Raw genomic sequence first — 13,876 nt, forward strand, 5'->3', positions numbered from 1 at the left:
TCGTAGTAAGTCGTTATAGCGATTCAGTGTAGCAAGAAAAAAGCAGGCCATGGTCGTCACCACAGCCTGCTTCAGGATCTGCTCACATACCTAGTGCTGCCTTAGGTAATCAGAACGTGTAACGTGCGCCAACCATGTAACGTGGGCCGGTCTGGGTTGCGTTCAGGAAGTGGGCCTGGGTGCGACCATACTGGCGTTGCGTCGAATTGGTCAGATTGATCCCTTCGAACAGCACGTTCAGGTTTTTGGTCACGGCATAGCCCACGCTCAGGTCGGTCTGGCCATACGCCTTGGTGTACACCGGATCCAGGTGGCCGCCGCCGTCGGTCTTCGAGGCCAGGAACGAGTCGCGCCAGTTGTAGGCAAGCCGTATCGTCCAACCGAAGTTTTCATAAATACCCACCAGGTTGGCCGAATTGCTCAGACCCAGGATTGCGAACTGATCGGTGGTTTGGTCGTTCTTGTATTTCAACGGCGAGGTCACGTAGGTGTAGTTCGCCTGAACGCCAAAGCCCGTCTCGCCGAACATATGCTGCACGGCCAGTTCGGCGCCATGCAAGCTGGCCGGTTGCGAGTTCACGTAGCTGGACGTCCTGAACTGCATCAGCGGGTCGCTCGGAATGCCCGTGATCACACCGGTGGCATTGCCAACGGAGTTCACACCGGTCTTCGTGACGCCAGGCTGGCCGTTGTAGTTGTTGAGAATGTAGTTACGGATGCAGTTGGTGTCGGCAACGGTGCAATGACCCGTGTTCAAGGCGGCGTTATAGTACGCGCCGCCGATCGGGGTATGGATGCCGTACTGGTTTTCCAGGACCTGGCTCTGGGCGGTATAGTCAGTCAATTTCTTGTTGAACAGACCCAGCGAGGCGACGCTATGCTGCGTGAAATACCACTCGAAGGACAAGTCCAGGTTCTTCGACTTCACTGGTTTCAGGCTCGGATTACCCGTCGCAGCAGTACCACCCAGGTAGTAGTCGGAACCGGTGCCGATGTTCAGGCCGCCCTGCAGCTCGTTATAACGGGCACGGCTGATCGTCACGCCGGCGCCGGCGCGCACCTTGAAGTTCGAGGTCACGTCGAAGTCGGCATTCACGTTTGGCAACACGTTGCTGTAGGAGCCATGCGTGGTCGAGTAGGCGGTACCGGCAAAGGTCAGCGGCAGCTCATTCTGCGAAATCCAGGTCACGCCTGTCGCCGGGAGCACCTGGGCCACCGAAGTGACCTTGGTTTTTTCAAAGTGCAGGCCGACCGAGGTGTGGACCGGAATGGCCAGGTCCCAGTCCTGGCTCAAGGCCACGTAGGCCGTCGTGGTTTTTTCCTCCAGACGCTGGTCGCTGTCGGTCGTGGCGAAATTCGGCAGGAAGCTTGCTTGCGTTTTCAGACCGTCGTTACTGACATAGCCAGGCTTGGTGGCGGCGGCGGCGGTTGCCGCGCGCAGTGCGCCGAAATCGGCGGTGTAGAAGTCCCTGAACATGCCAGCCGCGCCGGCGCCACCGAACTGGTCGAAGTAGCTGGCGGTGTCGCTCTTCTGGAACAGGCTGGCGGGATAGTCGTTCTTGCTCGTCAAGCCTGACCATCCGTTGTTCTGCACGAGCGATGAGGTCGAGCGGTTTTTCACGTCGGTATAGCCGACACCGAAGTTCAGGTTCGACGCGTCGGCCACCTTCCACTCGCCGCTCAACTGCAACTGCTTGACGGTCGACTTGACGTAGGTGTTGGTGAACTGCGAACCGGTTGCCTGGATCGGCTCGGCAGCCACGTTGGCGCCGTCAATGCCCAGGATCGGCAGCTCGTGGGTGAAGTCGATCGAGGTTCTGCCGCGGCTGAAGCTGGCGTTGCTCAGCTGATTGCTGCTGCCCCATGGGCTGTCGGCTTTCGATTCGGCGCTCGACGAGTGGGCGTCGAGCGTGAACCTCAGGCCGGACCGCGGTTTCCAGACCGTGTTGAAGCCGACCGAATTGAGGGTGTTCTTGGTGGCAAAGTCGGCCGAGATGACCGAGATATCCTGGGGCGAGTTGTACACTTCCGAGTAAGTCAACGGCGCCTGGTTGCTGCCGCCCGGCCAGGTGCTGGTCGAGGTCGGGGTCTGGGCAAACCAGACGCTCATCTCGGCGCGGCGGGTGTGCAGCTTGTTCTGCGCGAAGGTGTAGTCGAGGGTTGCGGTCAGTTCTTTGACCGGACGGAATTGCAGCACGGCCTGGCCATTGACACGCTCGCGCTCGAGACCGTTGACCTGGTAACCAAAGTTTTGTGGGCGCTCATACAGATCGTTCGGACCTGGACGGTTCGTTACGCTGCCGACGGGCGCACCGGGCTGCGGCAAGGTCGAGCCGTCAATCACATCCGAACCTTTGTAGGGGCCGATCCAGCCATTGGCGATCTGGGCACGATTCAAGCCCGAGTCGCGCTTCGAGTAGCTGGCGTTGCCGCTAAAGCCCCACATGCCATCTTTGGTGACGGTGCTGAAGATGCCGGAAACTTCAGGCGTAACGCGCTTACCCTTCAGCAAGTCGGGCAGGTTCTGGCTCGACTGGTCCACCACGCCCTTGACGCCAACGCTCGCCACGGTGCCCTTTTGGTCGAAGGGACGCGCGGTCATGATGTTGACCGTGGCGCCGATGCCGCCGGACGGATCCTGGGCGCGGCTGGTCTTGTAGACCTGCAGCTGCGAAATGGCATCCGACGCCAGGTTGTCGAAGGAGAACGAGCGGCCGTTCGCGTCGTTCAGGTCAGCCGTCGGCATTTGACGGCCATTCAACAGCACCAGGTTGAAGTCGGGGCCCATGCCGCGCACCGTGATCTTCTGGCCTTCGCCATTTTGACGGTCGATAGACACGCCGGTGATGCGCTGCAGCGACTCGGCCAGGTTCGTGTCCGGGAATTTACCGATGTCTTCGGCGACGATACCGTCGACGATACCATCGGAGTTCTTCTTCAGGTTCAGCGTCGACTGCATACTGGCCCGGATACCGGTCACCACGACGGTATTCGTCGCGACGCCCTGCGCGGGCGTGGACCCCGTCTGGTCGGTCGGCGCGGCGATGCCGTTGGCGGCGCCCGTATCCTGCGCATGGGCCGGCGCAACCAGGCCGGCACAGGCGCTCGCAACGGCGAGGCTGATCAGGCGATGCCTGGTGTTCAGGTGATGGGAAAAAACCCTCTTGGTGTGTTGCACTGTGTCTCCTCTCGTCTCTCGAAAAAACGCCGGACCCGACGGGCGGCGGCGTCCGTACTGGTGGTGCTACAACCTGGCGGCCCGCATCGGGTCATTGCCGGCGGGTCTGTTGTCCGCTGCAGCGGCTGCGGCAGCCGTCGCTTTGTTGCCTCATTTATCATTGATAGCGGACATCATTTCCCGTAGATTAATGACACTAAATATTTTGGTCAATCGATCAAACCAAATGTTTGCCCCAACAATGAGCGTCGGTGCACCACGGCGGGACTCAGTTTTGATTGTGAAAGCAGGGATTACGTAACATACGTACATTGATGTCGGTACGTACGCGAGAAATCGATTTCATAATTAAATCAATCACTTCATCCAATACGATGAGGATGACCAGGCCGTGAGACTTCGCGTTGCGAGACAGAAAAAATGTTGTAAATATGCAGTTTGCATGATCAACAAATTTTTCCAACCGTTGCATAATCATCACAACCACTTGATTTTCTTACCCCATGCAAGTTACCGGTGACCAGCAACTCCTCAAACAACTGAACCGCATGGCCGTCGTACGCCAGGTGAGCACCCAGCCCGGGCTGTCGCGCGCGGCGCTGGCCGACGTGCTGGGCCTGACCAAGGCCGGCATCAGCCTGCTCGTGCGCGCACTGGTCGACGAAGGCTGGCTCACCGAAAGCGAGCTGCTCGTGACGGGCGAAGTCGGCCGGCGTGCCACGCCGTTGCATCTCGATCCGTCGCGCCTGGCCCTGCTCGGCGCCGAACTGGGCGTGGACGAAGCCCGCGTCGTCGCGACGAACCTGCTGGGCGAAGTCCTCGACACGCGCATCCTCACGTACGAGGATCCGGGCGACCCCACGTCGTGCATCCGGCTGGCCGCGCTCGCGCTCGCGAAGCTGGCGAAACGGCTCGGGCGCCCCGTTCTCGGCGTGGGCATCGGCCTGCACGGCGCCGTCGACGAGGCGCTGGGCCTGCTGCACCACGCGCCCCACCTCGGCTGGCGTAACGTGGACGTGGCCGGGATCGTCCAGGCCCACGCCAAGGGCTCGCCGCTGGACGGCCTGCCGCTGTACGTGCAGAACGAGGCGAACGTCGCCGCGCTGGGCGAGTTCGAATTCGCCGACCAGGCCAGCACCGATCCCTTGATTTATCTGTCAATCGGCTATGGCGTGGGCGCCGGCGTGATCGTCAACGACCGCCTGCTGACCGGCCTGCACGGCTTTGCCGGCGAAGCGGGCCACGCGATCCTGCAGGCCGGCGGGCCGCTGTGCTCGTGTGGCAGGCGCGGCTGCGCCGATGCCCTGATCGGCCTCGGCGCGCTGCTAGGCGCCGAACTGCCCAGCCATCCCGCGCTGGACCGGCTGTTCCGCCGCGTGGTCGACGGCGACCCGGCCACCTGCGCCGCAGTGGACGCAGCCGGCCGCCAGCTCGGCGTCCTGCTCAACAACCTCTGGGCCAGCTTCGACCCGATGGCGATCGTCATCGGCGGACCGGCAGTGCGGCTGGGCGACACGCTGATCGAGCCGGCACGGCGGGTGCTAGGCGAGTACGCGGATGCCGCGATGCTGACCGCGCCGGAAATCCGCACTTCGCGCTTCGGTGCGGACGTGGTCGCGGTAGGCGGCGCGGCGCTGGCGCGCCACCGGCTCACGCGCCCGCTCGACCTGCAGAGCATGGCGCGGCGGGCCGACAAAGCGGGGCGCCAGGCGCGGGTGACGAATGACGAACTGGGCCTGGCGCGCTAGATCAGGAAGGCCGATGCCTCCGCAATGACATACGGCTGTGCTGCGGGTACGCGGAACGATGATCAAGATGCTCGACCTGGCGGCAGCTTGCCCATCGCTGAGCCGTTTGGCCCGTAACTCCGTTCGCCGGCCGAACTTCCGACAATGCTGTGGCATCGTCACTGCTGCGCCTGGCACGGACCGGCGCGGTGGCCGGTGCGTGCTCCATGCGGAGAAGTCATCACAGACTTTCTCGGCAAACGGTCACGCGCATTTCTAAAGGCAAAGACAGCGACCAGGCATACCTTGCGGCCCGAGAGGAAGCCGCTCAACTTGATCAAACATGGTAATGCGCGCCAGTCTGGCGCGCCCGAAACCGTCGGTGCGGAAGACCTGTGCCAGCAGCGGTATCACATCCTCTCGCCCTGCGATGACTCTCGCCATTACATCTTCTTAAAATCCAAATTCGCTCAGGCCGGGATGGTCGGCTGGGCGAGGGCCGCTGTTGTCCCAAAAGAATTTACGTTCTTCGGGCTTGATCGGATGCTCGTTGATACATGCGTGACGATGATGCATCAGGCCAGCTTCGTCGAATTCCCAGTTTTCATTACCATAAGCACGGTACCATTGCCCGGAGTCGTCACGATATTCGTAGGCGAAGCGCACGGCGATACGGGCGCCATCGAAGGCCCACAGTTCTTTGATCAGGCGGTAGTCGAGCTCACGGGTCCACTTGCGCTTCAGGAAAGCGATGATGTCCTTGCGGCCTTGCACGAACTCGGCGCGATTGCGCCACCAGCTGTCTTCGGTATAAGCCAAGGCGACTTTCTCGGCATCTCGGGTATTCCAGCCATTTTCTGCCAGGCGTACTTTCTCGATGGCGGTTTCACGGGTGAATGGGGGCAGGGGTGGGCGGGTCGACATGGTACTTCTCCTTTAGTGTGATGATCGGTACAGGGGTACCGTTCGGTACGAAAACTTAAAATGGCGCTTCGGTTAAACCAAGTCTTATTTCCTTGCGCTGACTGCCGATAGCTGACGGGAATCGGTCCTTGCTTCCGCGCCCGGCAGGATCGATGGCGGTAATACTGATTGCAACCGGATCGCTGGCGGGAAAAGATTCCTCCAGTGCTTCATCCAGGTTTTTCGATTGCTCGTCCTGTTGCGCTTCCTTGGCGAAAACGCAGGTGTCGATCGCCTGTTGGCGCTGGCTATGCATGTTCATGGGAGCTCCAATATCAAAAGATTTATTCCCGGCCAAGCGGAGGCATAAGACACATGCCAAATGGCATGCGCAACCGCGTACGAAGGTTCACCTTGAATCAGTCCCGGTGCCGGTCTCTTATTCGTACGCGGACTTGTGACTCATCACATATGCCCAGCCGGTGGCGATTTCCTGGGTTTCTCCATATGACATCGGGAAGCCGTCGAGCGTGATCAGCCAACCTTCCGCTGCACGTTGAAAATTCAGGCGCCGCGCCCCCATCAGTTGCGCGAACCAGATCTGCACATGGGTTTGTTCATCGGTGTTCATCGCAGCGCCTTCCAGATGGTTCAGTACGGCTTGTTGGGCAGGAATTTGCCGTCCAGCGTGATCACGGCGCGCTCGCCGCCGTCCGGGTCGGCCACTTTCTGGATGTCGAGCTTGAAGTTGATGGCGCTGATGATGCCGTCGCCGAACTGTTCGTGCACCAGGGCCTTCAGCGTGGTGCCGTAGATCTGCACCATCTCGTAGAAGCGATACACGGTAGGGTCGGTCGGCACACCGCCCGGGATGCTGCCGCGCAGCGGCACCGCCTGCAGTTGCCTGGCGTCGGCGGCGTCCAGGCCGAGGCGGTCGGCCACCACTTCTGCGGCGGCTTTCGGCAGCGCGTGCTGGCCCAGGAGCGCCGCAGTGACATAGGCCACGCGGTGGCCGGTACCCTCGGCCAGCTGGGCGAAGCTCAGGTCCTTGATGGCCTTGGCGGCGATCACACGGGAGGTCAGGGCGACGCGGGCGTCTTGGGTTACGTTCGATTGCAGCATGATGAAGTCCTTTCAGGTAAAGGGTGGGTGGTTCGATCAGGCGGCTTTGAGCTGCCGGGTGGATTGGTAAGCCACGCTGTCGGGATGACCGGCCAGGTTGACGAATTCGTTCCTTGCGCCGTCGAGGGCGTTGATGCCGCCGGTCTCGATGTCGTACACCCAGCCATGCAGGGCAACTTTGCCCTGCTCGAGGGCCAGGGCGACGGTAGGGTGGGTGCGGATGTTGGTCAGCTGCGCCACGACGTTGGCGTAGACCATGGCACTCACTTTCGCTTCAGGCGTGATGTGGGTGTGCGCTTCGTTGACGACCTTGGCCGCATCGGCGTGGCGCAGCCAGCCGGCCACCGCTGGCAGGTGGTCCAGGCATGTGCACTTGGCGATGGCGGTCATGGCGCCGCAGTCGCTGTGGCCGCAGACCACGATGTCGGTCACGCCCAGCACGCCGACGGCATATTCCACGCTGGCGGTGACGCCGCCCGGCTCGGAGGTGTACGAAGGCACGATGTTGCCGGCGTTGCGGATAACGAAGACGTCGCCCGGTTGCTGCTGGGTCAGGAGCTCGGGCACCACGCGGCTATCCGAGCAGGTGATGAACAGCGTGCCCGGCTTTTGGCTGGTGGCCAATTGCTTGAACAGGCTGGACATGCCGGGGAAGACATTTGCCTGGAACTGCATCGCGCCTTGAATAAACGGTTTCATGTGATCTCACTCCTTGGTGTCGGTGTGAGCTCATCTTCGGATGATTATGTTATTGCGTCCAAGACCGGTTTCGAATGATTGCAATAGGTAGAACCAATAGTTCGAGGGCTGGCTTAGAATAGTCAGGATAGGAAAACCAATAGTTAGGTGCCATGCAACTTCGTCTGATCCGTTATCTCCTGGCCGTCGCTGAACACGGCAATTTCACCCGCGCCGCCGAAGCCTTGCATGTCTCGCAGCCGACGCTGTCGCAGCAGATCATCCAGCTCGAGGACATTCTCGGGGTTACGCTGCTCGATCGGAGCGGGCGAACGGTCAAGGTCACGGATTCCGGCAGGGTCTATATCGAGCATGCGGAACGCGCTTTGCGCGAGCTGGAGGCAGGCCGTCGTGCAATCCACGATGTGCAGGACCTGGCACGTGGGGAGCTCCGCTTGGCCACCACGCCAACTTTTACCGCTTACCTGGTCGGCCCCTTACTGGCGGCTTTTCATGCACGTTACCCTGGCATCACGGTGCGCCTACAGGAGAAGTCCCTCGATACCATCGCCGCAGCTGTAGCGGCTGACGAAGTCGACCTGGGCATCGCGTTTACGGTCTCGCGCCCCGCGGACGACATTGAATGCCAGCCTTTGCTGGTTGAACGATTGAGTGTTGTCGTCGGTGCGCAGCACAAATTCGCCGCACGTAAGCGACCGATCACGCCGGAAATGCTCGCCTCGGAGAAGCTGGGGGTACTCAGCCCGGATTTTGCGACGCGTACTCACGTGGATGATTATTTGCGTTCGCGAGGCCTCACGCCTTGCATTGCAGTGGAAGCGAACACCATCAGCGCGCTGATCGAGGTGGTGCGCCACAGCGACGTGATCACGATGCTGCCCGAAGCCATCGGCATGCAGCATGCCGATCTGCATAACGTCGCTATCACCCCTGAACCGCAACCGCGTACCGCAACCTTGCTGTACCGGCGTGGCGTTTACCGGTCCGCTGTTTCGCTTGCGTTCACGGCGCTATGCAAGGAGTTGTACAGCGACTCATGTTGAGCGACGTTTGGAGTACGTGCGGCGCCGCTTGGAGTGTCTGAAAGCAGGCATCATCGAAGTCTGCCAGCCGGCCTGCCAAGCCGTGTAGATGGGTGCGACGCCCATCCTCGCCTCCCGCATACTTGTAGATCGGCGCCTTAGCGCTGATCTACGTCAGCCATCCGGTGCAAGCAACAAACATCGTTACTTTGACCCAAGAGCAACTCTTGCGTACACCGGTGCAGCCACTCGGGCGGTCAAGATTTGTCGAGCGAACTGGGGTAGGGCGACACGTCTGTCAGCGATCCGTAATCCGTATAGCCAACCGCATATCCCTCAGGACTATTGCCAAAATATGTCGTCCGGTCCGCCGCGCTCAAATGGGCATTTGTCAGCAGACGGTGTATGAAGTCGGGATTGGCCAGGGTCATCTGCCCATACGATTCCAGCTCGGCCAAGCCGGAAGCAATATCGTTCCCGATCTCGTCACGCGGTCGTTCCGGCCTGTTCAGGATCAGTACCTGGTCCCAGCGCTCACGCAAGTCCGACAGCAGCGATTCGTCGCCATAATGCACGATATGCAGGTAAGCGAGCCCAAGCTTGTTGAGCTCGGTGACGAGGTAGCGATACAGATCCGGCCCCTCGTCGCCGTGGCTCAGCCCCATCCCGGTAAAGCCGGGTGACAGGCGAATGCCGGTACGGTCCGCCCCGATCTCCGCAACAACGGCCTGCGCGACTTCGATGGCGAAGCGGGCGCGGTTTTCCATCGAGCCGCCATAGCGATCGGTGCGCTGGTTTGCACTCAGTGCCAGGAACTGGTGAATGAGGTAGGCGACGCCGTGAATCTCCACCCCGTCCGCGCCGGCCTCGATCGCACACCGTGCGGCGTGGCGGTACGCGTCGATCGTGCCTGGAATCTCTTCAATTGCGAGGGCTCGGGGGACGGGGATATCGCGCATGCCGGCAAGCGTGAAAATCTGTTCCCCCGGCGCGATCGCGGACGGCGCCACGCCCTGGCGGTGATGCGGCGTGTTATCGGGATGAGACATCCGGCCCGCATGCATCAACTGGAAGAATACCTTCGCGCCGTGCGCATGAATCGCGGAGGTGACCTTGCGCCAGCCGGCGATATGGGCTTCGGTGTAAATGCCCGGCGTCGCCGGATAGCCTTGGCCATCATCGGAAGGCTGCGTACCTTCCGTGACAATGAGGCCGACGCTTGCCCGCTGCCCGTAATATTCGGCGGCAAGACTACCTGGCGTGCCGTCGGCATTGGCCCGCGCACGGGTCATGGGCGCCATCACGATCCGGTTCTGAAGCCGCACGCGGCCAAGCGTCAGCGGAGAGAAAATGGGGTTCATGCGCGCAACTCCATCTTGACCAGATTAGGACCGGCCAAGGCGGCGCCCGGCGGCTGGAACAGCCTGCTGCCGGTCTCGATGTCGCCCATGTCGGCCCCGAAAAAGCCCAGGCGTTCGATCAAGGCAGCCACCTCGGCTTTCGCTGCTTGATCGTCGCCCGCATAGAAGAGGATGCGCTGACCGCCTTCCTTGTCCGGATCAGCCGTGAGGTTCCAGAAAGCGTGATGATTGAAGGCTTTTACGACACGTGCGCCTGGAACCATCCTGGCAAAGATCGCCGATGACGCCTGGTTGCCGATGTCGATGGGCGGCAGCGGCGCTTTCTGCAGTGGGTTGTTGGTGTCGACGACGATGCGGCCACCAAAATGCGGCAAATCCGCGAGCGCCGCAGGCAGTTTGGGCCACGGCACTGCGACGAACACGAGATCCTTTGCCGCTGCCTCTTCTCGCGTGCCCGCCTTGATCGTGGGCCCCAGCTGCTCCGCAAGCTCGCGCAGGGTCGCCGGGCCCCGGCTGTTGGAAATGGTTGCTTCGATACCGAGACGCGCAAGCTGGCGGGCGATCGCGCCGCCGATCTGCCCTGCGCCGATGATGCCGATGCTGGTCATGATGTTCTCCTTTTGATGTAATTACTCGAGCCTGCACGCTTCTTCGAAGGTCAGCCGTGGGTCGCGCGGATAGAGTCGGGCGTCATCCCCATAACCGATCGTGCAGATGAAATTCGCCTTCCAGTCCGTGCCTTTGAAGAACGCGTTGTCCAGAATCGCGTTGTGGAATCCAGACATTGGACACACATCCAGTCCAAGAGCGCGGGCCGCGATAATCAAATACGCCCCCGTCAAGGAACTGCTGCGATACGCAATCGACTCGGCAAATGCCGCATCGGCCTCGAACATGGGCTTGACGTTCATGCGGGGGAACAGGCGATGCCCCTGCTCGTAGAAGCGGGTATCCTGCGCGATGATGGCGGTCACGGGGGCCGCCTGCACCTGGGCGGGATTACTGCCCGTACCCTCCAACGCCGGCATCAGTTTTTTGCGGCCCTCGTCACTGCGCACGAACACGATGCGTGCTGGCTGCAGGTTGCCGCTGGTCGGCCCCCATTTGATCAACTCGTACAGACTGTGGAGGGTACTGTCAGGCACCGGCCTGTCCGTCCATGCATGGTGCGACCTGGCTTTGATGAACAGCTGGTCGAGCACCTCTGGCGACACTGCGTCACGCATGATGTTGTCCTATGAAGTTCATGAATGCCGTCAGAGCCGGCCTTCGTGGCGCAGGCGCGCTCCGATCGCCTGGATCCGGGATTCCCCTTCGCGTAAAGCCTGTTGCGAGGTGTGGACCGAGTAGTAGCCCATCACGAGATCGTGCGGATGCGGTACGGCCGAGCCGAGCATGAACTCGGTGTCGCGCTCGGCCTGGAACGCCACACCGAGCCTGGACTGTTCGAATGCGACCAACTCCTCCTTCCCAATCGGCTCGCCATTCGCCAGCAGGCCGCCTTCGACGGATGCGACCCAAAGCACCGTATGATCTTCCGGCGGCACATACATCCAGCGTTCGCCCGCTTTCAGGTTGACGGCCAGGTAGTTCATCGCGGATGGCGCCGGGATCACGCTCCTGGCATCGCCGTGGCTACCGAGCAGTACCCGCACGGGGCCGCTCGTTGCGATCTCTTCGGTTGCCTGGAAAACGGTGGTGGTCGGCCCGAGCTCATGCTCCGGCGGCAATGCAACCCACAGCTGAAAACCACGGACCCGGTTGCGTTCCTTGTCGCCCACGCTGCCGCCGTGCCACATGCCGCGGCCGGCCTGCATCCACTCCACGCCACCCTTCGGCAGCACGGTGGTATGTCCGTCGGGATCGATGAGGTCCATGCGACCTTCGATCAGATAGGTCAAGGTTGCAATCCCGGAGTGCGGATGGAGTTGCCCGGTAAAGGGCAGCCCTTGAAAGTCGAAAAAATCCAGGAAGACAAAAGGTTTGATCAATTCACCGAAGTCCGAAGGACTCATCAGGCGATTGGCCGGGCCATTCGTGCGTCCGTTCGTACGGTGCGCGATGCGGCGCAGTGCCGGCGTATTTTGTTGGGCTAAGGCTGACATGGAAAAGTCTCCTTGATCGACATGGATGGCTCAGGCGCCGGCGGTGCGTGCCGCTTTGAGCGCATCCGACCACCACAGCAGATCGTCGATCATCGTATTGGCCTGTGCGTCGCTGGCATGCAGGATCGCCTGGATGTCGTCCGACTTTCCCTGGAAATGCGCGTAGATCGCGGTGACGGGGAGATGCACCGCATTCCGGATCGGCGCCATGTGCAATTCGACTGCCGTTTCGCGCAGCTGTTGAACCGCGCGCGAACCGCCCTGGCTTCCCCAGCTCACGAAGCCGACCGGTTTGCGTTGCCATTCCGGATAGACCCAGTCCATGGCGTTCTTGAGGACGGCCGGCGGCCCGAAGTTGTATTCCGGCGTGGCGACAATGAAGGCGTCCGACGCCCCGATCGATGCCGTCCAGCGGCGGACCGCTTCGTTCTCGTACGGCGGCCGGCCAGGGATACCCGGCAGCATGGCGCTGTCGAACAGCGGCATCGCGAAATCACGCAGGTCGAGCAGTTGCACCTTGAGGTCCAAACGTTGTTCAAGGTGGTTTTTGATCCAGTGCGCCGGGAATTCTGAAAAACGTCCCTCGCGGGTGCTGCCGACGATGACGGAAATGACATTCATGTTTGGCTCCTGTGCCGAAGTTGGACGCGGAATCGGAAGAGAAGAACTTGTCCTGCGTCCCCTTCACACTGCTGCGTCAGTGAGCACCACTATACGAACTGGCCAGTGGGGGATAAAGATGGGAGAATGGGATAGACTCGTGCATTTGAAAGCGTAATCATGGACCTCAACGACATCGCGCTGTTTGTCAACGTGGTAAGGGCAGGCAGTTTTGCCGAAGCGGGACGAAGACTGGGGATTCCATCGAGCACGGCCAGCAGACGCCTGCAGGGACTGGAAGACGTGCTCGGCGCGAGGTTGATGCAGCGGACAACCCGGCGCTTGACACTGACGGATGCCGGACGCGTCCTTTTTGCAGAGTGCGCGGACCAGATCGATGCTCTCTTGCATGCCGCGGGCCAGGCAACCGAGGGTGGGGCGGAGGTCGCAGGAAAAGTCCGGATCGCGGCGCCCGCCGATTTCTTTACATGGTTCCCGACAGCCGCGTTGACGCGTTTTGCCGCGGCTTATCCGCGCGTACGGCTGGAGTTCGAACTGGATGACGCCCGGGTCGACCTGTTCGGACAGGGAATCGATGTTGCGTTGCGCTCGGCAGACAACGATCCCTCGCTCGTCGCGCGCAAAATCGGAACAAGCCGCACCTGTCTCGTCGCAAGTCCTGGATACCTGGCCGGACGGGGCATACCTGGCACCCCCGAAGAACTGGGCTCGCATGACTGCATCAGCGTTCCCAGCCGTGGCGGTTCTCGTACCAAGTGGCAGCTGTTTGGGCCGGACAATACGTCGGTCTCGGTGGAAGTCGACGGCCCGTTCAAGGTCAATACCGCATCAGCGCAGTTATCAGGCGCGATCGCGGGACTGGGTATTGCATTGTTGCCGGCGGCCCTGATTGCAACGCACGTTGCGGCACGGCGTTTGCAGGTAGTACTGCCGGGTTATGGCTCCGGCCCAATTGGCGTGCACTTCGTTTATCTCAGCCGCCGGCAGCTTCCGCGCGCGGTGTCGGCGTTTCTCGACTTTGCGACGGCAACGATCAAAGAACAGAACCTGCTATAGACAGAGAAAAGCATTGCGGCTGTGCGAATGGATTAGGTGTTTTATTGAGCTAGTCCATCTCACTATCCCATCTTTATTTCGT

General features: G+C 61.1%; 14 protein-coding genes. 3 read left to right on the top strand and 11 right to left on the bottom strand.

The features are described 5' to 3' along the window. Positions 1 to 109 precede the first annotated feature (109 nt). On the bottom strand, positions 110 to 3,178 hold the full coding sequence (locus tag ACEN9H_RS08795; RefSeq protein ID WP_413674446.1) for a TonB-dependent receptor: 3,069 nt from the start codon (positions 3,176 to 3,178) through the stop codon (positions 110 to 112). Positions 3,179 to 3,681: 503 nt separating this feature from the next. Between ACEN9H_RS08795 and ACEN9H_RS08800 the strand changes: the two genes are divergently transcribed. Continuing rightward, positions 3,682 to 4,926 (top strand): ROK family protein, encoded by a 1,245-nt coding sequence (locus ACEN9H_RS08800; protein ID WP_413674447.1) that lies wholly within the window; start codon positions 3,682 to 3,684, stop codon positions 4,924 to 4,926. Between the two features lie 432 nt (positions 4,927 to 5,358). Here the strand turns inward: ACEN9H_RS08800 and ACEN9H_RS08805 are convergent, their stop codons facing one another. The 5 genes from ACEN9H_RS08805 to ACEN9H_RS08825 form a co-directional block, all read right to left on the bottom strand. After that, complete coding sequence (locus ACEN9H_RS08805; RefSeq protein ID WP_371763295.1) at positions 5,359 to 5,829, bottom strand: DUF1348 family protein; 471 nt, start codon at positions 5,827 to 5,829, stop codon at positions 5,359 to 5,361. A 55-nt stretch (positions 5,830 to 5,884) separates the two neighbouring features. Next, a complete protein-coding gene (locus ACEN9H_RS08810; protein ID WP_413674448.1) occupies positions 5,885 to 6,130 on the bottom strand; it encodes a hypothetical protein in 246 nt (81 codons plus the stop codon). Between the two features lie 117 nt (positions 6,131 to 6,247). Then, entirely contained in the window at positions 6,248 to 6,439 is a 192-nt protein-coding gene (locus ACEN9H_RS08815; RefSeq protein WP_413674449.1) for a hypothetical protein, read from the bottom strand. Positions 6,440 to 6,459: 20 nt separating this feature from the next. Further along, the gene (gene cynS, locus ACEN9H_RS08820; RefSeq protein ID WP_371763297.1) at positions 6,460 to 6,930 is read right to left on the bottom strand and encodes a cyanase; all 471 of its coding nucleotides are present in this window, start codon (positions 6,928 to 6,930) and stop codon (positions 6,460 to 6,462) included. Between the two features lie 36 nt (positions 6,931 to 6,966). Beyond that, positions 6,967 to 7,629, bottom strand: a complete 663-nt coding sequence (locus ACEN9H_RS08825) for a carbonic anhydrase (protein ID WP_056330854.1) — start codon at positions 7,627 to 7,629, stop codon at positions 6,967 to 6,969. A 152-nt stretch (positions 7,630 to 7,781) separates the two neighbouring features. Here ACEN9H_RS08825 and cynR point away from each other — a divergent pair, with 152 nt between their 5' ends. Then, entirely contained in the window at positions 7,782 to 8,672 is an 891-nt protein-coding gene (gene cynR / locus ACEN9H_RS08830; protein ID WP_413674450.1) for a transcriptional regulator CynR, read from the top strand. A gap of 236 nt (positions 8,673 to 8,908) precedes the next feature. On the opposite strand, the gene ACEN9H_RS08835 is transcribed toward cynR, so the two are convergent. Genes ACEN9H_RS08835 through ACEN9H_RS08855 form a run of 5 tightly spaced genes read right to left on the bottom strand, consistent with a single transcriptional unit; the run spans position 8,909 to position 12,738 of the window. Next, positions 8,909 to 10,012, bottom strand: a complete 1,104-nt coding sequence (locus ACEN9H_RS08835; protein WP_413674451.1) for an alkene reductase — start codon at positions 10,010 to 10,012, stop codon at positions 8,909 to 8,911. Further along, positions 10,009 to 10,620 carry an NADPH-dependent F420 reductase gene (locus ACEN9H_RS08840; protein WP_413674452.1) on the bottom strand — a complete coding sequence of 204 codons (612 nt, stop codon included), beginning with the start codon at positions 10,618 to 10,620 and terminating at the stop codon, positions 10,009 to 10,011. Before ACEN9H_RS08840 ends, ACEN9H_RS08835 begins: the two co-directional genes overlap by 4 nt. A 21-nt stretch (positions 10,621 to 10,641) precedes the next feature. Continuing rightward, on the bottom strand, positions 10,642 to 11,238 hold the full coding sequence (locus ACEN9H_RS08845) for a malonic semialdehyde reductase (protein WP_413674453.1): 597 nt from the start codon (positions 11,236 to 11,238) through the stop codon (positions 10,642 to 10,644). 30 nt (positions 11,239 to 11,268) lie between these two features. Then, on the bottom strand, positions 11,269 to 12,117 hold the full coding sequence (locus ACEN9H_RS08850; RefSeq protein ID WP_413674454.1) for a pirin family protein: 849 nt from the start codon (positions 12,115 to 12,117) through the stop codon (positions 11,269 to 11,271). Positions 12,118 to 12,147: 30 nt separating this feature from the next. Then, on the bottom strand, positions 12,148 to 12,738 hold the full coding sequence (locus ACEN9H_RS08855) for an NADPH-dependent FMN reductase (RefSeq protein ID WP_413674455.1): 591 nt from the start codon (positions 12,736 to 12,738) through the stop codon (positions 12,148 to 12,150). Positions 12,739 to 12,897: 159 nt separating this feature from the next. On the opposite strand from ACEN9H_RS08855, the gene ACEN9H_RS08860 reads away from it, so the two are divergent. Next, complete coding sequence (locus ACEN9H_RS08860; RefSeq protein WP_413674456.1) at positions 12,898 to 13,794, top strand: LysR substrate-binding domain-containing protein; 897 nt, start codon at positions 12,898 to 12,900, stop codon at positions 13,792 to 13,794. Positions 13,795 to 13,876 lie beyond the last annotated feature (82 nt).

It is taken from the genome of Massilia cellulosiltytica (genome assembly GCF_047325105.1).
GTDB lineage: Bacteria > Pseudomonadota > Gammaproteobacteria > Burkholderiales > Burkholderiaceae_D > Telluria > Telluria orientalis.

Excerpts from the sequence above, each read along its gene's own strand:
- ACEN9H_RS08800 (WP_413674447.1), top strand. The coding sequence starts at position 3,682 with ATGCAAGTTACCGGTGACCAGCAACTCCTCAAACAACTGAACCGCATG.
- ACEN9H_RS08850 (WP_413674454.1), bottom strand. The coding sequence starts at position 12,117 with ATGTCAGCCTTAGCCCAACAAAATACGCCGGCACTGCGCCGCATCGCG.
- ACEN9H_RS08835 (WP_413674451.1), bottom strand. The coding sequence starts at position 10,012 with ATGAACCCCATTTTCTCTCCGCTGACGCTTGGCCGCGTGCGGCTTCAG.
- ACEN9H_RS08855 (WP_413674455.1), bottom strand. The coding sequence starts at position 12,738 with ATGAATGTCATTTCCGTCATCGTCGGCAGCACCCGCGAGGGACGTTTT.
- cynR (WP_413674450.1), top strand. The coding sequence starts at position 7,782 with ATGCAACTTCGTCTGATCCGTTATCTCCTGGCCGTCGCTGAACACGGC.
- ACEN9H_RS08840 (WP_413674452.1), bottom strand. The coding sequence starts at position 10,620 with ATGACCAGCATCGGCATCATCGGCGCAGGGCAGATCGGCGGCGCGATC.
- cynS (WP_371763297.1), bottom strand. The coding sequence starts at position 6,930 with ATGCTGCAATCGAACGTAACCCAAGACGCCCGCGTCGCCCTGACCTCC.
- ACEN9H_RS08815 (WP_413674449.1), bottom strand. The coding sequence starts at position 6,439 with ATGAACACCGATGAACAAACCCATGTGCAGATCTGGTTCGCGCAACTG.
- ACEN9H_RS08810 (WP_413674448.1), bottom strand. The coding sequence starts at position 6,130 with ATGAACATGCATAGCCAGCGCCAACAGGCGATCGACACCTGCGTTTTC.
- ACEN9H_RS08845 (WP_413674453.1), bottom strand. The coding sequence starts at position 11,238 with ATGCGTGACGCAGTGTCGCCAGAGGTGCTCGACCAGCTGTTCATCAAA.
- ACEN9H_RS08825 (WP_056330854.1), bottom strand. The coding sequence starts at position 7,629 with ATGAAACCGTTTATTCAAGGCGCGATGCAGTTCCAGGCAAATGTCTTC.
- ACEN9H_RS08805 (WP_371763295.1), bottom strand. The coding sequence starts at position 5,829 with ATGTCGACCCGCCCACCCCTGCCCCCATTCACCCGTGAAACCGCCATC.
- ACEN9H_RS08860 (WP_413674456.1), top strand. The coding sequence starts at position 12,898 with ATGGACCTCAACGACATCGCGCTGTTTGTCAACGTGGTAAGGGCAGGC.